This is a genomic window from Thermocrispum sp. (assembly GCF_002919275.1).
GTDB classification, from domain to species: domain Bacteria; phylum Actinomycetota; class Actinomycetes; order Mycobacteriales; family Pseudonocardiaceae; genus Thermocrispum; species Thermocrispum agreste.
This window is the reverse complement of the sequence record NZ_PKFA01000055.1, coordinates 1-21,268: the sequence shown is the minus strand read 5'-3', so window position 1 is coordinate 21,268 and position 21,268 is coordinate 1. Positions and strand designations below refer to the sequence as shown.

Annotated in this window: 20 protein-coding genes; 7 read left to right on the top strand and 13 right to left on the bottom strand. The window is 70.2% G+C overall.

Going from position 1 to position 21,268, the window contains the following annotated elements; translation table 11 throughout:
- Nucleotides 1–108: 108 nt before the first annotated feature.
- Nucleotides 109–546: a MarR family winged helix-turn-helix transcriptional regulator gene (locus tag CXP56_RS13470; protein WP_286901320.1), complete on the top strand. Its 438-nt coding sequence runs from the start codon at nt 109–111 to the stop codon at nt 544–546.
- 873 nt (nt 547–1,419) lie between these two features.
- Here the strand turns inward: CXP56_RS13470 and CXP56_RS13465 are convergent.
- Together CXP56_RS13465 and CXP56_RS13460 are read right to left on the bottom strand one after the other, a co-directional pair.
- Nucleotides 1,420–2,040: a superoxide dismutase gene (locus CXP56_RS13465; RefSeq protein ID WP_028848690.1), complete on the bottom strand. Its 621-nt coding sequence runs from the start codon at nt 2,038–2,040 to the stop codon at nt 1,420–1,422.
- A 276-nt stretch (nt 2,041–2,316) separates the two neighbouring features.
- Nucleotides 2,317–3,807: a glutamate-cysteine ligase family protein gene (locus CXP56_RS13460; protein WP_038045506.1), complete on the bottom strand. Its 1,491-nt coding sequence runs from the start codon at nt 3,805–3,807 to the stop codon at nt 2,317–2,319.
- Nucleotides 3,808–3,998: 191 nt separating this feature from the next.
- Here CXP56_RS13460 and CXP56_RS13455 point away from each other — a divergent pair, with 191 nt between their 5' ends.
- From CXP56_RS13455 to CXP56_RS13440, 4 genes are read left to right on the top strand one after another with little or no spacing between them, the layout of a single operon-like run.
- The gene (locus CXP56_RS13455; protein WP_286901318.1) at nt 3,999–4,817 is read left to right on the top strand and encodes a TrmH family RNA methyltransferase; all 819 of its coding nucleotides are present in this window, start codon (nt 3,999–4,001) and stop codon (nt 4,815–4,817) included.
- Nucleotides 4,818–4,846: 29 nt separating this feature from the next.
- A complete protein-coding gene (locus tag CXP56_RS13450) occupies nt 4,847–5,464 on the top strand; it encodes a DUF2537 domain-containing protein (protein ID WP_028848693.1) in 618 nt (205 codons plus the stop codon).
- Nucleotides 5,465–5,474: 10 nt separating this feature from the next.
- Nucleotides 5,475–5,831 carry an MmcQ/YjbR family DNA-binding protein gene (locus CXP56_RS13445; protein WP_028848694.1) on the top strand — a complete coding sequence of 119 codons (357 nt, stop codon included), beginning with the start codon at nt 5,475–5,477 and terminating at the stop codon, nt 5,829–5,831.
- A 17-nt stretch (nt 5,832–5,848) separates the two neighbouring features.
- On the top strand, nt 5,849–6,391 hold the full coding sequence (locus CXP56_RS13440) for an MOSC domain-containing protein (protein WP_028848695.1): 543 nt from the start codon (nt 5,849–5,851) through the stop codon (nt 6,389–6,391).
- A 123-nt stretch (nt 6,392–6,514) separates the two neighbouring features.
- Here CXP56_RS13440 and sepH read toward each other — a convergent pair whose 3' ends face one another.
- The 4 genes from sepH to CXP56_RS13420 form a co-directional block, all read right to left on the bottom strand.
- The gene (sepH, locus tag CXP56_RS13435) at nt 6,515–7,369 is read right to left on the bottom strand and encodes a septation protein SepH (RefSeq protein WP_028848696.1); all 855 of its coding nucleotides are present in this window, start codon (nt 7,367–7,369) and stop codon (nt 6,515–6,517) included.
- Nucleotides 7,370–7,582: 213 nt separating this feature from the next.
- Complete coding sequence (serC, locus tag CXP56_RS13430; protein ID WP_425426139.1) at nt 7,583–8,701, bottom strand: phosphoserine transaminase; 1,119 nt, start codon at nt 8,699–8,701, stop codon at nt 7,583–7,585.
- Nucleotides 8,702–8,950: 249 nt separating this feature from the next.
- Nucleotides 8,951–10,297 (bottom strand): serine hydrolase domain-containing protein, encoded by a 1,347-nt coding sequence (locus tag CXP56_RS13425; protein WP_286901317.1) that lies wholly within the window; start codon nt 10,295–10,297, stop codon nt 8,951–8,953.
- 217 nt (nt 10,298–10,514) lie between these two features.
- The gene (locus tag CXP56_RS13420; RefSeq protein WP_286901316.1) at nt 10,515–11,675 is read right to left on the bottom strand and encodes a citrate synthase 2; all 1,161 of its coding nucleotides are present in this window, start codon (nt 11,673–11,675) and stop codon (nt 10,515–10,517) included.
- A 255-nt stretch (nt 11,676–11,930) separates the two neighbouring features.
- On the opposite strand from CXP56_RS13420, the gene pdxH reads away from it, so the two are divergent.
- Entirely contained in the window at nt 11,931–12,614 is a 684-nt protein-coding gene (pdxH, locus tag CXP56_RS13415; protein WP_286901314.1) for a pyridoxamine 5'-phosphate oxidase, read from the top strand.
- 121 nt (nt 12,615–12,735) lie between these two features.
- Here the strand turns inward: pdxH and CXP56_RS13410 are convergent, their stop codons facing one another.
- The gene (locus CXP56_RS13410) at nt 12,736–13,761 is read right to left on the bottom strand and encodes an SDR family NAD(P)-dependent oxidoreductase (RefSeq protein ID WP_286901312.1); all 1,026 of its coding nucleotides are present in this window, start codon (nt 13,759–13,761) and stop codon (nt 12,736–12,738) included.
- Between the two features lie 73 nt (nt 13,762–13,834).
- Here CXP56_RS13410 and CXP56_RS13405 point away from each other — a divergent pair, with 73 nt between their 5' ends.
- Entirely contained in the window at nt 13,835–14,785 is a 951-nt protein-coding gene (locus tag CXP56_RS13405; RefSeq protein ID WP_038045807.1) for an AraC family transcriptional regulator, read from the top strand.
- 15 nt (nt 14,786–14,800) lie between these two features.
- Here the strand turns inward: CXP56_RS13405 and CXP56_RS13400 are convergent, their stop codons facing one another.
- The 6 genes from CXP56_RS13400 to CXP56_RS13375 form a co-directional block, all read right to left on the bottom strand.
- Nucleotides 14,801–16,135: a hypothetical protein gene (locus CXP56_RS13400; RefSeq protein WP_286901310.1), complete on the bottom strand. Its 1,335-nt coding sequence runs from the start codon at nt 16,133–16,135 to the stop codon at nt 14,801–14,803.
- Between the two features lie 66 nt (nt 16,136–16,201).
- Entirely contained in the window at nt 16,202–17,383 is a 1,182-nt protein-coding gene (locus tag CXP56_RS13395) for a hypothetical protein (protein WP_028848704.1), read from the bottom strand.
- Entirely contained in the window at nt 17,380–17,736 is a 357-nt protein-coding gene (locus CXP56_RS13390; protein WP_051310394.1) for a type VII secretion target, read from the bottom strand. Before CXP56_RS13390 ends, CXP56_RS13395 begins: the two co-directional genes overlap by 4 nt.
- A gap of 203 nt (nt 17,737–17,939) precedes the next feature.
- On the bottom strand, nt 17,940–19,142 hold the full coding sequence (locus CXP56_RS13385) for a hypothetical protein (protein ID WP_028848705.1): 1,203 nt from the start codon (nt 19,140–19,142) through the stop codon (nt 17,940–17,942).
- The gene (locus CXP56_RS13380) at nt 19,139–19,480 is read right to left on the bottom strand and encodes a type VII secretion target (RefSeq protein ID WP_028848706.1); all 342 of its coding nucleotides are present in this window, start codon (nt 19,478–19,480) and stop codon (nt 19,139–19,141) included. The genes CXP56_RS13385 and CXP56_RS13380 overlap by 4 nt, the downstream gene beginning before the upstream one ends.
- Before the next feature lie 93 nt (nt 19,481–19,573).
- Nucleotides 19,574–20,929, bottom strand: coding sequence for a hypothetical protein (locus tag CXP56_RS13375; RefSeq protein ID WP_286901308.1), 1,356 nt, complete (start codon nt 20,927–20,929; stop codon nt 19,574–19,576).
- Between the last annotated feature and the right edge of the window lie 339 nt (nt 20,930–21,268).

Here is a 21,268-nt window from a genome sequence, read left to right as displayed (position 1 = left end):
GACCGAAGCCTACCCACGCCCGTCCCGGTCCGCCGCCGGCACCGTGCTGCCTGCCGGATCCCGCTCCCGACCTGCGTCATGGCGGTGCCGACTCGGTAGGCTGGCGGAATGGACACCGTGCCGCGGACCAGTGATCGTGGGCTGGCCGCCCGGTTGCGGCTGGCCGTCGTCCGGCTCAACCGCCGCTTGCGGGCGCAGAACCCGCCGACCGACGTCACCCTGACGCAGCTGTCGGCGATGTCGACGCTGCACAAGTGCGGGCCGATGACGCCGGGGCAGTTGGCGGCCAAGGAAGGGGTGCAGCCGCCGTCGATGACCAGGGTGATCGCGGCGCTGGAGAAGATGGGCTACGTCGAGCGCCGGGCCCATCCCACCGACGGCAGGCAAGCGATCGTCGAGCTGAGCCGCCACGGCGTGGACTACGTCAAGGCGACCATCACCGCAAGGGAAGCGTGGCTGGACGAGCAGCTGGCCAAGCTCACTCCGCAGGAGCGCCAGATCCTCGACCAGGCGGCGGAACTGATCCAGCGAATGGCTGAACAGTAGCGTGTTCGCGCCCACGATCCGGACCCCGTGTTGCACAGCAGGTGAGGTTAGGCTAACCTCAGTCGCGTCGCTTCGTGGTGGGAGCGGCAGTCAGTTCGGGAACGCACGAAGGCCCCGTGGCGGAGGACGCGCCACGGGGCCTCGTCGCGTCGTCAGGATACTCCGGCAGGCCTGTCGATCAATGTGATGTCGGGCGGCGTCCGGCCGATGCCGTCGGTGGTGTCGGGCCACATCACCTGTCGATCGGGCTGCTGGTGATGCGCGGATGATCCGGCTGGTCGCTGAGGTCGTCGGGGTCGGGGTGGTGTGGCGTGGTGGTGCCTGGCGTCGCTTGGGGCCGGGGTGGGCGAATGCCGGGCTGGCTTGTTGTGGTGCGGTGCTGTGGCTGGTTACGAAGGTTCGTGGGCCTGCGGGCACTGGGTCGGTGTCGCGGTGGGCGGTGGCGGGGGGGGGGTGCCCAGGGGCCTGAGCCGGGCCGTGCCGGGCGGTGTGCGGCCATTGGCGTGATCCGGCTGGTCGCGGGTCACCGAGGTCGTCGAGGTCGTCGCGGTGGTCCGGCAGCGTCTGGCGTTCCGTGGTCGGGCCGGGCGCGTGTCGGGTCGGCTTGCCGTGGCAAGGTGGGTGGCCGTTCCCCGCAGTCGTCGCGTGTCCCGGATCAGCGTGCTGCCACCCGGTCGCGATGCGACTGCCACTCTGCGGTCGGCGCGCACAGTCACTGCCGTCGTCTGGTGTGCGGTCGGTGCGCTGGTCAGGCCTGGCTCCTCCTGCCCGCCGCACCCGCGGTGAACCGTCCGTTCGCCGATGAACACCCCGTTTGCCGTGACGGCCCGGTCCGGCACATGGCCGGACCGGGCCGGGAAAGCACGGGTGGCGTCAGCCGAGCAGGCCGTTGCCGCCGTTGACGGCGTTCTCGAACCGCTTGGCGATCTCCGCCCAGTTGTAGACGTTCCACAACGCCTTGACGTAGTCCGCCTTGACGTTCTTGTACTGCAGGTAGAACGCGTGCTCCCACACGTCGGTCATCAGGATCGGCGTGGTGGGCAGCGCCATGTTGTTGTGGTGGTCGCGCAGCTGCTGAATGACCAGCCGCTTGGCCAGCGGGTCCCAGGACAGCGCAGCCCACCCGTTGCCCTGGATCGTGGTGGCCACCGCGTTGTAGTGCGCCTGGAACTTGTCGAACGAACCGAAGCTCTCGTCGATGGCGGCTGCCAGCTCACCGGTCGGCTTGTCACCGCCCTCCGGCGACAGGATCTTCCACCACACCACGTGGTTGGCGTGCCCGGCCAGGTTGAACGCCAGCGTGGTCTCCAGGCCGACGATCGCCCCGTAGTCACCCGCGTCGCGGGCCGCGGCCAGCTTCTCCATCGTGTCGTTCGCGCCCTTGACGTAGGTCGCGTGGTGCTTGCTGTGGTGCAGTTCGTTGATCTCGCCGGAGATGTGCGGCTCGAGTGCGCCGTAGTCGTAGTCGAGATCGGGAAGCTCGTAGAGCGCCATCTGTGCTCCCTCAATTCACACGGGTGGGAATTCCGCTATTCAACCTAGTCCGGATCACTACCCCGGTCGAACCGGGTGATCAAGAGCTACCAGCCACGATGCAACTTCCACCATGGTGGAGGTCAACGCGGTGTGGTCACGACCACTTCGTACCCACCCGGCGGGCAAGTCAACCACGCGATGCAGCCGGCGCGCGTGAACCCGGGCCGGGGCGCACACCGGTCAGCGTGCGCCCCGGCCGCCTGCACCCGCGACGAAACCCGATCGTCCGGAGGCCTACACCGGCCACTCGTGCACCGGATCGCCACCGTGCATCAAGCCGACGTAGTCGGCCAGCATGGCGCGCAACGCGTGCTCACGGTCCATGCCCGCCCGCTCCAGCTTGTCCACCGTCGCACGCTGCCACGCGGCGCCGTTGCGCCTGGTCAGGCAGCGCTGCTCGATGATGCCCAGGTAGCGGTCGGCGACCGTGGCATCCACGTTGGCGGCAGCCAGCCCCTCGGCGGCCAGCGGCAGCAGCTCACGAAGCACCAGCTCGTCCGGCGGCACGCAGCCGAGGCCGGGCCAGTACAGCTCGGCGTCCATGCCGAACCGCGCCCCACGGTGCATGTTGTCCTCGGCGGCCTGGAAGGACATCGCCGTCCACACCGGGCGCTCGGCCTCGGCCAGCGCACGCTGCGCGCCGTAGAAGAACGCCGCGTTCGCCACCATGTCGGCCACCGTCGGCCCGGCGGGCAGCACGCGGTTCTCCACTCGCAGGTGCGGCTGGTCGTCCACCACGTCGTAGACCGGGCGGTTCCACCGCCACACCGTGCCGTTGTGCATGCGCAGCTCGGTCAGTTTCGGCGTGCGCCCGGACGCCAGCGTGTCCAGCGGATCCTCCGGGTCGGTGTCGGTGAGCAGCCCGGGGAAGTAGCGGACGTTCTCCTCGAACAGGTCGTAGATCGAGTTGATCCACCGCTCGCCGAACCACACCCGCGGCCGCACGCCCTGGTTCTTCAGCTCCTCGGGGCGGGTGTCGGTGGACTGCTCGAACAGCGGGATCCTCGTCTCGTGCCACAGCGCCTTGGCCAGCAGGAACGGGGAGTTGGCCGCCACGGCCAGCTGCACCCCGGCCAGGCACTGGGCGGCGTTCCAGTACGCGGCGAACTTGTCCGGGCTGACCTGCAGGTGCAGCTGCATCGACGTGCAGGCGGCCTCGGGCAGGATGGTGTCGGAGTACGCGCGCAGCCGCTCGGGCTGGCGGCCGGGCAGCGCCACCCCGTCCATGGTCAGCAGCGTGTGCTCACCGCGCTCGGCGAGGATCTTGTCGTTGAGCGTCAGATAGCGCGGATTGGCGGTCAGCCATTTGGCCTCGAAGTGCTCGGCGCCCAGCGTGGGCAGGATGCCGATGAGCGCCAGCCGGGACCCCCATTCGCCCGCTTTGGTGTCCGCGTCGGACAAGAACGTGCGCAGTTCCAGGTCGAGCTCGAACAGCGATTCGCCGTCCAGCCTGCGGGGCGGCACGTTCAGCTCCAGGTTGTGCCTGCCCAGCTCGGTGGTGAACGACGGGTCGTCCAGCGACTCGAGCACTTCCGCGTTGGTCATCGACGGGCGCATCTGCTCGTCGATCAGATTCAGCTCGATCTCCAGTCCGATGCGTGGCGGCTGGGCGACGAAACTGCCTTCGGCCAGCATCTGCGCCAGGGTGTCCAGGCACCGTTGCACCTTGCGCCGATAGCGAGCGCGATCCGACGAGCTCGCGCTCGCCAGCCCATCGTCGGTCATGCTGTGCGCTCCCCGCCCCGTTCGTCTTGTGGCTCTCGTGCGAACCCCGGCCTGTAACGGTGACACGGGAATTGCCGCAGCGGCTAGCGGCCAAACCGGTACAACGGGTGAGGCGGACTTGACGCTCCGCGATCGTGCCTGGTCGTCGACCTGGTGCGCCGGGGACCGGGCGCTGCGGCAGACTCAGCCACGTGGCTGTGTTCGTGGACGTGGGCGATCCCGCCGACCCACGGTTGGACGACTACCGCGACCTCAAACGTGCCGACCGCCGCCCGGATCGGCCCGGCGGCCGCGGTCTGGTGATCGCCGAGGGCACCAACGCCGTGCAGCGGCTGCTGGACTCGCCGTATCCGGTGCGCTCGGTGCTGGGCATCCGCCCGCGCGTCGACGATCTGGCGGCGCGGCTGGCCGCGCTCGACGTACCGGTCTACGTCACGTCCGCGGAGGTCATGGACGCCGTGATCGGGTTCCACCTCAACCGCGGGGTGCTGGCGGTCGCCGACCGGGCCGCCCCGGTGAGCTGGGAACGACTGCTGTCCGGACGGGTGCTGCTCGGCTTGGAAGGCGTCAACGACCACGAGAACATCGGCTCGTTGTTCCGCAATGCCGCCGCCTTCGGGGTGGACGGTGTGCTGGTCGGTCCCGGCTGCCCGGATCCGCTGTATCGGCGCAGCGTCCGGGTGTCGATGGGGCACGTGCTGCATGTGCCGTTCGCGCGGGTGGACGACATCGGAGCGGCGGCCAGCAAGCTGCGTGCGGTGGGTTTCACCATCGCGGCACTGACGCCCCGGCCGGGTGCCGTGCCGGTCCGGGACTTCGCCCGGTCCGTCGAGCGGGCGATCCTGTTCCTCGGATCGGAAGGGCACGGGCTCAGCGAGGACGTGCTGTCGGTGGCCGACGTCGCGGTCCGTATCCCGATCGCCGAGCACGTGGACTCGCTGAACGTCGCGGTGGCCGGCGCGATCGCCTGCTACGAGATGGCCGAACGAGCTAGGCTCGGCCAACGATGACCGCCGAGGACCGCCGCGCGCCGACGATCGTGGAATTGCGTGTCCGGGGCGACCGCGCGGTGCTCGTCGACGGGCGGCATGCCGCCGGCCTGGCGCCCGAGGAATTCCCGCTGAACGACGAGCTGGCGGCGGCGCTGCACGAGTGGGCCAGGGTCGCCACGGCCATCCGGGCGACGCGGCGCGACGACGGATCCGACACCGAAACCGTCGGGGTGGTCAGCCGCCGTGGTCATCAGCTCGCCGGCCGGGTGGCCGCCGAACTGCGCCGCCCGGTGCGTTACGTCGACCCGGTCACCGGCTCGACCGTGGTCGTCGTTCCCCGGGAACCGGTACGACGGGTGCCACGGCCCGACGAGGGAACCCGGTGGTTCCGGCGCTCGCCCGGAGAGCCCACGCCGTGGGGGCCGGGCCTGACGGTGTCGGTGATGATCGGCGCGGTGGTGCTGGTCGGCATGCTGGCGTTGACCACGACCATCGCCGAGGCGGTCGCCGGCTGGGCGGCGTTGCTCGCCGCGTCGATCGTCAGCGGGGGCATGGCACCGTCGCTGTGGCTGGGGCGGAACGTGCCGACCATGCGCTGGGTGTGCTTCGGTGCCGCCGGGGGACTGGCCATTTCCTGGCTGGGCGTGCTGATCGTGGTGTTCTAGCCTGGTCGCCATGCCCGATGACCCGCTCCCGCGCCTGCGCGCGCTGTGCCTGGCCCTGCCGGAGACGACCGAGCGGGTCAGCCATGGCGAACCTGCCTGGTTCGTGCGGGACCGGAAGATGTTCGTCACCTATGCCGACCACCACCACGACGACCGGCTCGGTTTCTGGTGTGCCGCGCCGCCCGGGGCGCAGGAAGCGCTCGTCGGCAGCGACCCGCAGCGCTTCTTCCGTCCGCCGTACGTCGGCCATCGCGGCTGGTTGGGGGTCTACCTGGACGTGCCGCAGGACTGGGACGAGATCGCGGAGATCGTGCGTGATGCGTATCGCTGCGTAGCCCCCGAAAAGCTGCTGGCTCAGCTCGACTGATCCGGCAGACTGGCCCCATGCGCCCTGTGGTCACCGCGGTCAGCTCCAGCCCGACCCATTCGTTCAGCAAGCAGAATCAGCCGGAGATCACCGTGATCGCCGGCGAAGGCGTGGCGGGTGACGCCCACCGCGGCACCACGGTCAAGCACCGGTCACGCGTGCGGCGCGATCCGACCCAGCCCAACCTGCGGCAGGTCCACCTCATCCACGCCGAGCTGCACGACGAGCTGAACGCCCAAGGGTTCAGCGTCAAAGCAGGTGACCTCGGCGAGAACGTCACCACGCGCGGCGTCGACCTGCTCGGGCTGCCCACCGGTACCCGGTTGCGTCTCGGCGACGAAGTGGTGGTCACGGTGACCGGGCTGCGGAATCCGTGCTCGCAGATCGACGATTTCCAGCGCGGCATGCTCAAGGCGGTGATGTACCGCGACGCCGACGGCGAGATCGTGCGCAAGGCGGGCGTCATGGCCACCGTGGACGTCGGCGGCGTCGTCCGGCCCGGGGATGCGATCACGATCGAGCTGCCCGCCGGACCGCACCAGCCGCTGAAACCCGTGTAGTGGTGCGCATCGGGACTCCGCCGGGCCCGCGGTCAGCCAACTACCTCAGGACGCCGCCCCGCGGTCAGCCAAGCGGCCCAGGGTGTTGCCGGGGCCGTGGCCGGCCGCCGTAGGCACACCGGTTCAGCCGCGCTGGCTCTTGACCCCCAGCAGCACGTCCTCCCACGCCGGGACCACCGGGTGGTTCTTCCGGCCCTTCCGCCGGTTGTTGGAAGCCGGGACCTTGGGGATCTCGGTGGTGTCGTCCTCGTTCTGCTCCGGCTCGGACTCGCGGTTCGGCGCGTGGCGCTCCGCGCTCCGCGCCGGGGTTTCCTGGTAGGCCTCCTCCAGCGTGCCCTGCACGTCCTCTTCGCGCGGCGCGGGGGCGGTCTCCTCCACCACCGGGCGCAGCTCGCGCGACCTGCCCTCCGGGTCGAGCAGATCCTCGGCGGGCTCGTCCAGCGCGACGGCTGTGCCGCCGTGCGCCCCCGGCGAGTAGGACCAGTGCGCCCGGTTGTCCGAGCGGCCCGCCTTCCACCGCAGGCAGACCACCCACTTGCCGTCCTCGCCGCGCCAGGCGTCCCACTCCGCGCTGCTGTAGTCCTGGCCGCGCACCGCGAATGCGTGCGCCACGACGTCGCCCAGCGTCTGCACGTCCGGGCCGTCTTCCCGCATCGGGTGGGCCTGCTGGGCCAGCTCGGCCATCCGGGATCGCTCCAGCAGGACCGGGTAGGCGAAGCGTTCGACCCGGTGCTCCGGCATGCCTGCCGCGGCGGCGACCTGCTCGACCGTCTCGCCGGCACGGATGCGGGCCTGGATTTCGCGTGGGCGCATCTGGCTCTCCAAACTGATTTGCACCTGACCGAGCCGACTGAGGTCGCCCCGAGCTGCCGCGCGCAGTCGTTCGTCCACGGGGACCGAGTACTTCTCGCCTGCGGAGTCAACGAGCACGACGGACTTGCCGTCCTCGTGCAGTCCGACGATCCGCAGTGCTCGCATGTATCCCGCCTCCCACGACGTCACCTGTCTGGGTGTCAACCGTAGTTCGGCGTGGCGGCTTGACGGGCGAGACTCGCCGACGCGCCCACAGGTTGGTGGAGTCGATCACGCAATCGGGCGATCCTTTTGCCCGAAAAGTCCGAAACAAGTGAAACGCCGGACCTGGGTGCCAGGTCCGGCGATCGCTGATGCGGCGAAAACGTCAGGCCGAGGTCAGCCGAGCCGCTCGACGACCCAGTCCACGCACGCGGTGAGCGCGGAGACGTCGTCCGGCTCGACGGCCGGGAACATACCGATGCGCAGCTGGTTGCGGCCCAGCTTGCGGTACGGCTCCACGTCCACGATGCCGTTGCTGCGCAGCGTGGCGGCCACCGCGGCGGCATCCACCTCGTCGGTGAAGTCGATGGTGCCCACCACCTGCGACCGCAGCGCCGGGTCGGCGACGAACGGCGTGGTGTAGGAGGTCTTCTCCGCCCACGTGTACAGCCGGTTCGCCGAGTCGGCGGTGCGCTTGGTGGTCCACTCCAGGCCGCCGTTGTCCAGCATCCAGCGGATCTGGTCGTCCAGCAGGAACAACGTGGCCACCGCGGGGGTGTTGTAGGTCTGGTCCTTGCGCGAGTTGTCCAGCGCGGTGGTCAGCGACAAGAACTCCGGCACCCACCGGCCCGAATTGCCGATCTCCTCGATGCGTTCGATGGCGGCGGGGGAGAGGATCGCCACCCACAGCCCGCCGTCGGAGGCGAAGGACTTCTGCGGGGCGAAGTAGTAGGCGTCGGCCTGGGTGATGTCCACCGGCAGGCCGCCCGCCCCGGACGTGGCATCGATGGCCACCAGTGCACCCTCGCTGCCTTCCGGTCGCTGCACCGGCACGGCCACCCCGGTCGAGGTCTCGTTCTGCGCCCACGCCACCAGGTCGGCACCTTCGGCGTAGCGGAACTCCGGCGCGGTGCCCGGCTCGGCGCTGACCACGATCGAGTCGGCCAGGAACGGCGCGCCGTTGGTGACCTTGGCGAACTTGGTGGAGAACTCCCCGTAGGCGAAGTGCTGCGCCCGTTCGCGGACCAAGCCGAACGCGGCCGCGTCCCAGAACGCCGTCGAGCCGCCGTTGCCCAGCACCACCTCGTAGTCGTCGGGCAGCGAGAACAGCTCGCGCAGACCGCTGCGGACACTGCCGACCAGGGACTTGACCGGCTTCTGACGGTGGGACGTGCCCATCACCTTGGCCCCGGCGGAGGCCAGGTTCGCCAACTGCTCCGGCCGCACCTTGGACGGCCCGCAGCCGAAGCGGCCGTCGGATGGCTTGAGGTCTGACGGGATCTGCAGCTCGCTCATGCTGCTCACGGTAGTCGTGGCCGCACGACGCCGGGACACCGAGGCCACAACGTCACACCGGGCGTCCAGCATGTGGGAGACGACGCTGGATTGCGCACGTTTTCCGCGGGCCGGTGGCCGCCACGGAGGGTGGCCAGCGCGTTGAGACCGCGCGGGTACGGCTTCCGGGGGTCGGTGGCCGCCACAGGCCGGGCGCAACGTCCAGTGGGCCGCCTGCTGCGGTGCGGGACAGTGCCGGTTGCCGCCGGGTCAGCGCCACCCTTTCGGATCCACGCCGCCGGGCACCGGCGCTTCCGGGTCGTACGGGGTGCGGGTGAAGATGAACGTCGCCAGGTCCAGGTACCGCGGCTTGCCGTCCGCGTCGCGGCCCACCCGCAGCGTCTCGCCCGCGTAGTAGCCGTCCAGGCCCACCCACTCGTCCGGCCCGGTGGGCCGGAAGCGCGACCGCCGCCCGCCGTCGCCCACCGGGGCCAGGTACAGCCAGCCGTTCGGCAGGATCCGCAGGTGGTGCGGCGTCGGGCCCCAGTGCCACAGGCCGGTCAGCTCCAGCAGCGCGGTGTCCACCTCGGCGGGCTGCCACGGCTGCGGCAGCGGCGGTTCGTGCTGGTCGGCCAGCGCGATCAGGTCGAGCGTGAACGCCAGGATCGGCACGCCGGAGGTGGTGTTCGCCATGGCCAGCGCGCCGGTGCCGGACTCGGTGTCCACCATCGTGCAGGCCACGAAGCCGGGCATGGACCCGGTGTGCCCGGCGTAGGCGCGCCCGTCGCGGCGGGCCAGCTGGAGCCCGAGACCGTAGCCGGACAGCCACTGCGCGCCGTCCTCCACCGTGGCGACGGCGCGCATCTCCGCCACCGTGTCCGCCGAGAGCACGCCGGAGGTGTGCCCGCTGATCAGCGAGGTCAGCCGGGACAGGTCGTGCACGGTCGACCACAGCTGCCCGGCGGGCGCCATGGCGCCGGTGTCCGGTGCGGGCTCGGGCAGCACCACGTCGGCGAACGGGTGCACGGCCCAGCCTTGCGCCGCGTGGTCGTCCGGGTGCGGGGTGGTCCGGGTCATGCCGAGCGGGTCGAGCACCTCCGCCTTCAGTGCCTCCAGCCACGAGCTGCCGCGGAGCCTGCCGACCAGCTCGCCGAGCACCCCGTAGCCGACGTTGGAGTAGTGGAACTGCTTGCCGGCCCGCAGTTTCAGCTGCTCGGGGGTGAGTCCGGCGGCCAGCTCCGCCCAGTCGCCGCCCGGGCTGCGTTCCCACCACGACCCGGGCGCCTCGGACGTCAGCCCGCCGGTGTGCGAGAGCAGCTGCGCCACGGTCAGGTGGCCGAACGGCGACTGGCCGAGGTGGGCGCCGATCGGGTCGTCCAGCGCCAGCTTGCCCTCGTCGCGCAACCGCATGACGAGCACCGCGATCAGCGTCTTGGTGATCGAGCCGATGCGGTACTGGGTGTCGTTGTCCGGAGGCGATCCGTCGACGAAGCCGCGCGCGGCCGACCAGACGAGCTCACCGTCGCGAACCACGCCCGCCACGAGGGACGGCGCGCGGCCACGGACCTGTTCCGTGGCGAGCCTCGACAGCAGCGCGTACTCGGTGGTGGGAAGCATGCGTGACATTCTGCAATCAGGTCGCGGGCTGGGTGCCCAATGTTGCCGCTGACCACAAAGGACCGGACGGGACGCGCATCGGGCAGCTCGGCTGGAGGCGGCCCGACGCCGGATCGACGTCGCTGGTAGTGCCCGGCCAGCGGTCCGGAACGGGACGGACGCCCAGCGCACGCTCAGTTGTGCCACCGGCACGTCTGCGACAGCAGCCGCGCTGCGCTCAAGAATGCTCAGGGCCCCGGCCGATGGGGGTGACGGTCTCCCAGCCGTCGACCTCCTCGGGGCCACGTGGGCCCGGTCCGACGTAGTCGGCCGACGGACGGACCAACCGCCCGGTGCGCTTCTGCTCGAGGATGTGCGCGCACCAGCCGGCGGTGCGGGCGCAGGTGAACATGGCGGGCATCATGTGCGGCGGTACGTCCGCGAAGTCCAGCACCACCGCCGCCCAGAACTCCACGTTGGTCTCGATCGCCCGGTCCGGGCGACGTTCGCGCAGTTCGGCCAGTGCCGCCCGCTCCAGCTCCGCGGCCGCCTCGTACCTGGGGGCGCGCAGGCTGCGCGCGGTACGCCGCAGCACCCTGGCCCGCGGGTCCTCGGCCCGGTACACCCGGTGACCGAAGCCCATCACGCGTTCCTTGCGGTCCAGCAGGCGTGTGATCAGGCCGCGGGCGTCACCGGTGCGTTCGACCTCCTCGAGCATCGGCAGCACCCGCGCGGGTGCGCCGCCGTGCAGTGGGCCGGACATGGCCCCGATGGCGCCGGAGAGAGCGGCCGCCACGTCCGCGCCGGTGGAGGCGATGACGCGGGCGGTGAAGGTCGAGGCGTTCATCCCGTGCTCGGCGGCCGACACCCAGTACGCGTCGATCGCCCGCACGTGGGCAGGGTCCGGCTCGCCCCGCCACCGCGTCATGAACCGCTCGGTGATGGTGGAGCACTGGTCGATGCGTTCCTGCGGGACCGCGGGCTGGTGGATGCCACGCGCGGACTGCGCGACGTAGGACAACGCCATGACAGCCGCCTGGGCCAGGTTCCGGCGGGCCTCCTCGTCGGTGATGTCCAGCAGCGGCCGGTACCCCATCACCGGAGCCAGCATCGCCAGCCCGGCCTGTACGTCGACCCGGACGTTGCCGGTGTGCACCGGGATGGGAAAAGGCTCGGCGGGCGGGAGGCCGCGGCCGAACTCCCCGTCCACCAGCAGCGCCCAGACGTCGCCGAAGGTGACCCGGCCCGTGAGGTCTTCGATGTCCACTCCGCGGTAGCGCAGGGCGCCGCCGTCCCGGTCCGGTTCGGCGATCTCGGTGCGGAACGCGACGACCCCTTCCAGGCCGGGGACGAAGCCGCCGGCGTCGGTGGTCGTGTCGGATGCCCTGTCGGAGGTCATGGCCCAGCCCTTCTCGCCGTACCGGCCCGGCGGACGATGCGCTTCGCGGCGGTGGTGCCGGCGCGGCGGGCGAAGGCTGGGTCGGTTGGTGTGGTCGACGTGCGGTCGTGTGATTTGTCACGTCGTGCTGCTATCGATAATGGTCCCGGCGGTGCTCGAGCTCCAGTGGCTGTCCGGGGACTTCCCTTTCCGTCTGCGCACGCTTTAACGTCTGTTGGGACCTGTCCGCTCCGCAAGATCCGGAGGCGCTGCAGCATGTCCCAGACCACCACAGATCACGGCGAAGTACCCGACATCGCCGTTGCCCTGCCGGGGATGCGGGTCTCCTACGAAGGCGAGGCCCTCAACGAGTCCGATCTGGCTCCGACGTGGACTGAGCAACTGCAGCGGTGGCTGGACGAGGCCATCCGGGCCGGCGTGGCCGAGCCGAACGCGATGGTGCTGGCGACCGCGGACCCGGAGGGGCGGCCGTCGTCACGCACCGTGCTGTGCAAGGGACTGGACAGCCGGGGGGTGTCGTTCTACACGAACTACACCTCCGCCAAGAGCCACGAGCTGGAAAGCACCAGGTACGCCTCGGCGACGTTCCCGTGGTACCCGCTGCACCGGCAGGTGCACATCAGGGGCAGCGTGGAGAAGGTGTCGGCCGCCGAGACGGCCAAGTACTGGGCGTCCCGGCCGCGCGGGTCCCAGCTGGGCGCGTGGGCGTCCCCGCAGTCGGGCATCGTTCCGGACCGCCGCGCACTGGAGAACGCCCTGCGTGCCGTCGAGCGCAGGTTCGCCGACGTGGAGGAGGTTCCGCCGCCGCCGCACTGGGGTGGCTGGCGGATCAAGCCGGACGTGGTGGAGTTCTGGCAGGGCCGGGAGGACCGGCTGCACGACCGGCTCCGCTACGTGCGGCGTGACGACGAGTGGCGGATCGAACGGGTCGCTCCCTGACCCCCGCGTCCGGCGTCTCGCGCCGCGACCGCTGCGCCCGAAGCGGCGGCCGTGACCGCGGCCGCGGCGCGACGGTCGCGCCACGTGCCCGGAATGCCGCCTCGCACCCGCGGTTGCGGCGTCAGGCGCGTATGAGCCGTTCGCTCAGCTCCCACAACCGCTTGGCCGAATCGGGGTCGATGGCGTGTGGCGCCACGTCCGTGGACGGCGGCCCGTCGATCCGGCCGGGCAGCGGGGAGTCGTCGACCGGCGTGATGTCGTTGTCCTTGAGGTAGACCCCGCCGATGCCGTCGAGCAACGGGCTGGTGGCGGCGAACACGGCGGTGCTGGCTCCCTGCGCGGGCGTCTTCAACCCCCGTCCGGGGTCGATGACCGGATTCCCGTCGGCGTCGGCCGCGCCCATCGCGCGGATCATCTCGTACCAGCGGTCGTCGTACTGCGGGGGAGCGCCGGGCTCGCGCGCAGGCCCCAGGTTGGTGGCCAGGATGATCCCCGGATGCACCGCGTATCCGCGGATGCCGTCGGCCGACCACCGGCGGTCCAGCTCGACGCTGAACAGCACGTTGGCCGTCTTCGACTGCCCGTAGGCCACATGCCCGTCGTACGGGGTGCGGTGGAAGTTCGGGTCGTCCCAGATGATGTCGGTGACCCGATGCGCCCCGGAGGTCAACGTCACCACCCGTGCCTCGCCCGCCGCGCGCATGGCGGGGTAGAGACCGGTGGTGAGTTGGAAATGGCCCAGGTGATTGGCGGCGAAGTGGTACTCGTAGCCCCGTGCGTCGCGTCGCAGTGGGCCCGCCATGACCCCGGCCGAGTTGATCAGGATGTGCAGCGGCCGCCCGGACCCGAGATAGTGCCGCACGAACGCGTCGATCGACGCCGGATCGACCAGGTCGACCCGGTACGTCTCGACGGTCGCGACCCCGTCGAGCGCGGCCGCGGCCCGGCCGGGATCCCTGGCCAGCACGGTGACGTCCGCTCCGGCGCTGCTCAGTGCCCTGGTCATCTCCTTGCCGAGACCGCTGTGGCCGCCGGTGATGACCACGTGCCGGCCGGTCAGGTCGATGCCTGCCAGCACGTCGTCGACGGTCGACGCGGCCGTGAACGGCGTTCCGAGTGGCTTCTGGCGAGCGATCGTGTCGGTCATGCCTTCATGGTTTCGCCCGCCTTGTGGACTGTGAATATTTGCGCGTCCGGATTTGTTGCGCGAGAGTATGGCCATGTCCGGCGATCAGCTGTCCGAGGTGTTCTCCCTCGTCGAGGTCGAGGGGGTGTTCTCCGGCGCGGTGATCGCCCGCGGGGCGTGGGTGGCCAGCGGCCCGATTCCGCATGCGCTGAAGTTCTTCGTGATGCTGTCCGGGCGGGCCAGGCTCACCGCCGACGGCGTGCCCGAGCCGGTCGAGCTGCAGGAGGGCGACGTCGGCATCTTCAACGAGCGCGGCTGGGTGGAGCTGCGTGGCGGGCCGCTGGACGAGACGCCGCGGCGGGTCGAGCCGCAGCTGGACTTCCCGCCGTCGGCACTGATCGGCGCCGATCTGCGGCACGACGACGTCTACGTGGGAGGGCGCATCGACGTCGACGAGTCTGGTGCCGCGCTGCTTCGCCAGGCCCTGCCGCCGTTTTCGCACGTGCGGGCGTCCGCGCCCGGCGGGGAGGGGCTGCGCATCACGGTGCGCCGGTTGTTCGAGGAGCTGGCCGGCCAGCGGCTCGGGTCCGCGTTCGCCGTCCGGCAATACGGTCAGCTGCTGTTGCTGGAGATGCTGCGGGCGTACCTGGAGCAGGCGGAACAACCGCCTGCGGGGTGGCTCCGGCTGCTGGCCGACGAGCGGCTGAGGCCGGCGGTCACCATGATGCACCGGGAGCCGGGACGGGCGTGGGGGCTCGCCGAGCTGGCGAGGGCGTGCGCCATGTCCCGCGCTTCGTTCGCCGAGCGCTTCCGGCGTGTCGCCGGGATGCCGCCGCTGACGTATCTGAGCAAGTGGCGCATGATGCTGGCGCAGCGTGCGCTGGCCGACGACGAGACGCGGATCGGCTCGCTGGCCACGCGGCTGGGCTACGCCTCGGAAAGTGCGTTCAGCAACGCGTTCAAGCGCCAGATCGGTGTCTCTCCCGCGGCTTATCGCCGTCAGCTGCGCGCCGGCCGCGAGGAAGAACCCGCTCGATCGGCATGACGCGCCCACCGGGGCTCACGATGGCCGGGCCGTCCGGTGGGAACTGTCCTGCATGAGCCGCTGGAACATGCTCGGCTTGCGGCTGGGGAAGAACGTGACCTTGACCAGGACGATCGCGATCACGGCGGAAAAGATGGCCATCGACCCAAGACTTGCGGTCTCCTCGCCCGAATCGGCGCTGGAGACGCTCGCCGCGACGACGGGGAGGACGGCCAGCGCCACCAGGCCCGCCACCAGGCCGATGCGTGCCACCAGCTTGGTGGGGCTGAGCGGTACCCGGCCTGCGGCCATCCGGCGCTCGTTCACCCGGGCGACGAGACTGCGGCGGGGCAGCTGCCACGCCGCTGGTCCCTGCGCGTGCAGCCTGCCGATGAACTGTTCCACCTGGTACCCGGGGAAGACCGTGCGCCAGGTGTGTGCGGGGATGGCGGCGGCGAGCCGCACGAGGTGGGCGGCGTTGCTGAGCACCGTCCACTCGGACAGCGAGCCGTTGTCGTTGGTCCACAGCGCTCCGCGGTGCATGGCCACGAACCGGATGCGGAACCACGGATCCGCCACCATCAGGCGCTGCACTTCGGGAGTCAGTACGGCACGCGCGAACGCCTCGTTCTCGGCTTCCACGGCGAACTGCGCGGCGAACTCCGGCTCCCACCCCTCGGCCACGGGCGTCAACCGGGCGCTCGGCAGCAACGCGCCGATGGTGTTCCTGGCCAGCTGGTAGTCCTCGAAGATCGAGGCCTTGGCCGTGCCGCCGGCGCCCCGCTGCTCGGGGAGCGCCCGTGCCTTGATCAGCAACGCCGGGGTCGGCGGGCAGGCCAGCTGCACCAGGCTGTGCGTGGCGTCGATCGCCTCGACGACTTGCCCGGTCCTGGTCTGGTCGAAGACCCCCCGAGCGGGCGCCGCGACACGGTCGCGGTACTGCATGCCGAGCACCCGCTGACCGTTGAAGTCGAACTCCACCGCGAAGTCGAAGCCACCGGAAGGGTCGTCATGACCGACGGCCCGGCCGGGCCCGGCCAGCACGCCGAAGCTGGGCCGGCCCGGCATGTCTGCGGTGAAGATCCGCCCGGTCTTGCCCGCCAGCCGGTCGGCCCAGGAGGACTGCTGGTACTTCCGCAGCCAGAACCACGCGGCGATGACGACCGGCACCGCACCCCACGCCCACATCCACGGGCCGCTGAACGTGCCGTACGTCAGCATGCACACGGTGGCCGTGGAGGCGGCCAACCCCGCCGCGCTGACCAGGAGCCGCCGCGCCGTGTCCTTGGTCCGCGTGGCGACGAAGAGCAACAGCACGGCCAGGCCGTAGCCACCGAAGATGATGGCCACGTCCAACGGTGAGAACTTCATGCGCTCCCTTATAGCGCTCTCCGCCGGGCGGCCGCCCCCGATTCCGGCGATTTCTCACCTGTTTGATCACATTTGCAGGTCCTCACGGGTCTCCGCGGTGCTCCGGTCGCCGCCGATCTCGCTCTTGTCGTACATCGGCTCCCGGTCTTCCTTCCAGTCCTCGAAAGGCTCCTTGACACCCTGCCGGTAACCGCCCTTGGCCGCGCCGATGCCTGCTTTGATGCCCGCTCCGGTCGCCAGCGTGGTCAGGGCCTCCTTGGACATCATCAGTCCCGCCCTGCCATCGACCGTGCCGGCCAGCGTGCTCGCCAGCGTGGTCGCCACCCGCCTGCTGGGGACGAACATGTCGTGCGCGGCCTTCGACCCGATCAGCGGGATCCGCCTGCTGCCTGCCGCGACGGTCTTGCCGAGGCGGAACTTCTCGGCCAGCTGCACCAGTCGGCCGTTCAGCTTGACCAGGAACTGGCCCAGCTCGTCCAGCAGCTTGCCCAGCTTGCCGAGGTAGCGGGAGATCTTGGCGAACACCGACGCCACCTTGCCGACGGTGGCGGTCATGGCCGCGGCGACCGAGCTGCCGAAGCTGATCACCGAGGAGGCCAGCGCGGGCAGCCAGATGGTGATCAGCCAGGACACCAGCTCGGAGATGATGGCCTTGATGACCTCCTCGATCACCGTCATGATGATCGACCAGGTCTGCAGCACCTCGGACACGGCGCCTGCGGCCGAGCCGATGCCCTTGATGCCCCGGCTGAAATCCGTCACCGCGTTCTTGGCCGCCTCGCCGGGCTCCCCGTCCCAGCTCTGCAGCCCCTGCTGGCCGGTGCGGTGGAAGTCCTCGCCCAGCTCGACGAATCCGCTGGCGATGGTGGCGAAGTTGTCCGAGGCCTTGCTGAGGCTCGGACCGTCGCCGGAGACGTAGTGCAGCATGTCCTGCAGCGGCTGGACGAGCTCCAGCAGCATGTCCAGCCCGGCGGCCACCAGGCTGCCGATCGGGTCCATGGTGAAGAACAAGGCGTCGGCGTATGCGCCGCCGACGAACTTGGCGCCGTTGAGGGCCATCGACTTGGCCGCTTGCCCGAGGTCGCTGACCTCGTCGATCTCACCGAGGTCCTGCGCGGTGTTCTTGGCCAGGTCGTAGGCCTTGCCCACCACCGGTATCCGGGAGACCGCACGGTCCGCACTGGCCTGCAGACCCTCGTCGTGCGGCTGGACGTCCAAGGCGTCCGCGATGCTCTTCTTCTCGGTCACCGCGTACCCTCCTCGCCCTTCGGATCGTCCGCCGTGCCGTCGATGGTGGCCTCGTGCTTGCCGAACTGGATGACGCTGGCCTCTTCGTTGCTGTCGTAGACGTTGGCGGCCGCGGTGATCTTGTCGGCCAGCGTTTCCACGCCTTCCTTCATCTCGGCGAGCAGGTCACGCAACTCGGCCAGCCGGTCGGTGTACTGGTGCTTGAAGTGGGAGCCGATGATGCCCCACGCCTCGTTGGTGACGTCCGCCTGGTCGATCAGCGCGCCGAACTTGTCCGCTTCGCTGGTGTAGTAGCTGAGGTTCTTCGCGTACGTGCGCAGTTCCGGTGTGTTGACGTTGATGTCAGAGCCCATGTAGTGCCCCCGTCGCCGTGGCTTTCGCGCAGATATTGTCCGGGACGACCCCGACGGCGAGGAAGGTTTTGAACGATTTTTCCGAGACTCGATCGGACACGGCGGGGCCGTAGCCGCCGAAGGTGACGGCTACGGCCCCGTGGTGGGAACTCATGCGCTCCCGCGGCGCTTGTGCCGGGACGGACGTCCGCTGTTGCGGTCGGTCACATCTGCAGGTCTCTGCGGACCTGGGCGGGATCCCGGTCACCGCCGATCTTGCTCTTGTCGAACGCCGGTTCTTTCACGCTCTTGTCGCACGTCTGCTCGTGGCTGCGCGTGTCCTGGTAGGCGTCCTTGCCCTCCTGGTACAGCGCCTTGCTGGTGCCGATTCCGGACTTGACGCCCGCCCCCTTGCCGAGGGCCTGCAGGCTCTCCTTGGAGACCATGAAGCCGAACTTCTCCTTGACGCCGTTGGTCAGGCGGCCGCCCATCGTGGTCAGCACCCGGTTGCTGACCTGGAACATGTCGTGCGTCGCCTTGGAGCCGATCAGCGGGATCGTCCGTTCACCCGCCTTGACCAGCTTGCCGATGCGGAACTGCTCGGCCAGCTTCAGCAGCTTCTCGGTGCAGGTGACCAGGAACCGGCCCAGCTCGTCCAGCAGCCTGCCCAGCATCCACAGGTAGCGGCCGATCCTGGTCAGGGCGGCCGCCACCCGGTGCGCCGATGCGGCGGTCGCCGCGGCGACCGAGGCGCCACAGGTGATCACCGAGGTGGCCAGCGCGGGCAGCCAGATGGTGATCAGCCACGCCACCACCTCGGTGATGATCGCCTTGATGACCTCCTCGGTTACCTTCATGATGATTCCCCAGGTCTTGAGTACCTCGGAGATGGAGCCCGCGACGGAACCGAGCCCCGCGATGCCCCTGGAGAATTCCGCGATCGCTTTCCGCGCGGCGTTGCCGGCATCCTCCTGCCAGTCCTTCAACGCCTTGTCGGCGGTGTCGTCGAAGTCGTTCGACAGCTCGACGAATCCCTTGGCGATGGTGGCGAAATTGTCCGCCGCCTTGCTGAGGCTCGGCCCGTCGCCGGACACGTAGTGCAATGCGTCCTGCAATGGCTGGACCAGCTCCAGCAGAATGTCCAGCCCGGCGAGAATCAGATTGCCGATCGGGTCCATGCAGAAGAACACGGCATCGGCGAGACACCCGGTGACGAACTTCGCGCCGTTGGCCGCCATGGACTTGGCCGCCTGATCCAGGTCGCTGAGCCCGTCGACCTCACCAAGGTCCTGCTTGATGTCCCTGACCAGCTTGTAGGCGTCGCCCGCGAACGGTACCCGGAGAAGCGCGCGTTCCGCGCTGGCCTTCAGGCCCTCGTCGTGCGGCCGGACGTCCAGCGAGTCCGCGATGCTCTTCGTCTCGGTCACCGCTTGCCCCCTTCGCGCGGACCGTCGATCTTGGCCTCGAACCGGCCGAACGTCATCGACGTGTCGTCCTCCATGCCCTGGTAGACCTTGGCGGCCGTGGTGATCTTGTCGGCCAGCGCTTCCACGCCCTCTTTCATCACGCCGAGCAGATCACGCAACTCGGCCAGCTTGCTGGTGTATTGCTCCTTGTAATGGGAGCCGATGATTCCCCACGCCTCGTTGCTGACGTCGGCCTGGTCGATCAGCGCGCCGAATTTGTCCGCCTCGCTGGTGTAGTAGCTGAGATTCTTCGCATAGGTCTGCAATGCCGGTATGTCGACCTTGACTCCGGACCCCATGGACGATCCCCTCATCATGATCTTCGCCTGTTCGCTGTCTGTGACGGAACAGGCGCGAAGGGTGGTTCCCGGAATTTTCCGGCGAAGCGCGGATCAGGCTCGGCTGGAACGACGTGGCGCGGCCGCGGCTCTCCTGGTGGCGTAGAGCGGCCGCACCATCAGGTAGGCGAGCAGCACCATACCCGCGCCGAACACCGCCAACGCGATGGCGTCGAGGGTGTCACGGGCCGCCTGCGCGGGCTCGGACCAGCCGAAGATCGCGTCGGTGGCCATGTACCCGCCCAGACCCGCGATGGCAAGGGCCAGGATCAGGCGCGTCACGAGACCACCCGCGCTGACCGGGGTGCGGAGGGCGATCGTCCGGCGCTCGTTGACGGCGTCCACCAGCGTTCGGCGATGTGGGCGTCGTGCGGTGTCGCTGCCCCATCCCTCCGCCGAGGTGTCCGCGGCACGCAGTGCGGTGGCGAACGTGTCGTCCGCCCAGATGCCGGAGGGCAGCAGTGCGGCGAGCGCGGTGAGCCTGCGGGAAGCGTCGAACAGCCGGGTTTCGGTCAGCCTGCCCCAGCGCGTCGTCCACACCACGCCGTCGCTGAACACCACGTCACCGAGGCGGAACCAGGGGTCGGCCAGCAGGGCCCGCCGCACCTGCGGGGTCAGCGCCCGCGCCGCCAGCTGCGGGTCCGCCGCCTGCACCTCGAACCACTTGCCGAACTCGCCGTCGAAGGCCACGGTTTCGGTGGCCTTGCTCGGCCGGATGGCCCCGGTCATGTTGCGGGTGTAGCGGGCGTCGTCCAGCGGGTTGATCGGGCCGGCGTCCGTGCCGTGCGACTCGTGCCGCTCTTGGCCGCTGCGGGGACGGATGATCAGCGTGGGGATCTCCGGGGTGCGCACCTGCACCATGGCGAACGTGCCGTCGAGGTCGGAGAGCTTGGCCAGCGTCCCGCGCCACGGTTCCACCTGGTCGGCAGGTGGCTGCAGGTGCAGGTACTGCACGCCCAGGACGTCCATGCCCTGCGTGCGGAGGGAGATCGCCGCCTCGAAGCCGGCGCCCGGGTCGTCCGGCTGGCGGGCGCGTCCCGCGCCGGGCAGCAGGCCGAAGGCCGGCCGGTCGTGCAACCGTCCGTGGAAGTACTGCGCGCGGCCGCCCGCGGCCAGCCGGTCCATCCAGCGGAGCTGGGCGAAGCCCCGCCACCAGATCCACCACGCCAGCAGCGCCGAACCGCCGCCGACCAGGAGCGCAAGCACCACCGGGTTCCACGCCAGAGAGAACCAGTAGTAGGTCGTGGCCGACGCGAGCAGGCCGGCGGCGGCGTAGGAGAAACGGGCCCACGTGCGCCGGCGCGGGTCCTGGTGAGCGGCGGCCCTGTCCTGCCATCGAACACCGAGCGACAGGCAGGCCACAGCCGCGGCGTAGCCGCCGAGAAGGAGCAACCCCTGGTATCCGTGCATGGCGAATGCGGTGGCAGCCGGGTGCCGTGTCAGGTACGTCCCGTGGCTTGCGCCCTGGTGAAGCGCTCACCTCCCGGCGCCGATCACGGCACGAGCAAGCCGGCCGAGCAGGGTAAGTGAGCCGCTACGCGCCTGGTTGTCGGCGGCGTCGGCTCGGTACCCGGAACCGGCCCGGCCTGGCTGGGCTCGGGCTCAGCGCTCGAAGACCGAGCCGAAACCTTCTTCCTCGTCGTCGTCGAAGTCCACGACGCGGCGGCGTGGTGGAGCGGGCGGACGCTGCTGCGGCGGCGGGCCTGCGGGACGGCCCTGGGCCGGGCCGGCGCCGTACGGGCCCGGGGC

Excerpts from the sequence above, each read along its gene's own strand:
- CXP56_RS13460 (WP_038045506.1), bottom strand. The coding sequence starts at position 3,807 with ATGACCGACGATGGGCTGGCGAGCGCGAGCTCGTCGGATCGCGCTCGC.
- pdxH (WP_286901314.1), top strand. The coding sequence starts at position 11,931 with ATGTCCCAGACCACCACAGATCACGGCGAAGTACCCGACATCGCCGTT.
- CXP56_RS13420 (WP_286901316.1), bottom strand. The coding sequence starts at position 11,675 with ATGACCTCCGACAGGGCATCCGACACGACCACCGACGCCGGCGGCTTC.
- CXP56_RS13440 (WP_028848695.1), top strand. The coding sequence starts at position 5,849 with ATGCGCCCTGTGGTCACCGCGGTCAGCTCCAGCCCGACCCATTCGTTC.
- CXP56_RS13465 (WP_028848690.1), bottom strand. The coding sequence starts at position 2,040 with ATGGCGCTCTACGAGCTTCCCGATCTCGACTACGACTACGGCGCACTC.
- CXP56_RS13470 (WP_286901320.1), top strand. The coding sequence starts at position 109 with ATGGACACCGTGCCGCGGACCAGTGATCGTGGGCTGGCCGCCCGGTTG.
- serC (WP_425426139.1), bottom strand. The coding sequence starts at position 8,701 with ATGAGCGAGCTGCAGATCCCGTCAGACCTCAAGCCATCCGACGGCCGC.
- CXP56_RS13445 (WP_028848694.1), top strand. The coding sequence starts at position 5,475 with ATGCCCGATGACCCGCTCCCGCGCCTGCGCGCGCTGTGCCTGGCCCTG.
- sepH (WP_028848696.1), bottom strand. The coding sequence starts at position 7,369 with ATGCGAGCACTGCGGATCGTCGGACTGCACGAGGACGGCAAGTCCGTC.
- CXP56_RS13400 (WP_286901310.1), bottom strand. The coding sequence starts at position 16,135 with ATGAAGTTCTCACCGTTGGACGTGGCCATCATCTTCGGTGGCTACGGC.
- CXP56_RS13405 (WP_038045807.1), top strand. The coding sequence starts at position 13,835 with ATGTCCGGCGATCAGCTGTCCGAGGTGTTCTCCCTCGTCGAGGTCGAG.
- CXP56_RS13390 (WP_051310394.1), bottom strand. The coding sequence starts at position 17,736 with ATGGGCTCTGACATCAACGTCAACACACCGGAACTGCGCACGTACGCG.
- CXP56_RS13410 (WP_286901312.1), bottom strand. The coding sequence starts at position 13,761 with ATGACCGACACGATCGCTCGCCAGAAGCCACTCGGAACGCCGTTCACG.
- CXP56_RS13375 (WP_286901308.1), bottom strand. The coding sequence starts at position 20,929 with ATGCACGGATACCAGGGGTTGCTCCTTCTCGGCGGCTACGCCGCGGCT.
- CXP56_RS13380 (WP_028848706.1), bottom strand. The coding sequence starts at position 19,480 with ATGGGGTCCGGAGTCAAGGTCGACATACCGGCATTGCAGACCTATGCG.
- CXP56_RS13425 (WP_286901317.1), bottom strand. The coding sequence starts at position 10,297 with ATGCTTCCCACCACCGAGTACGCGCTGCTGTCGAGGCTCGCCACGGAA.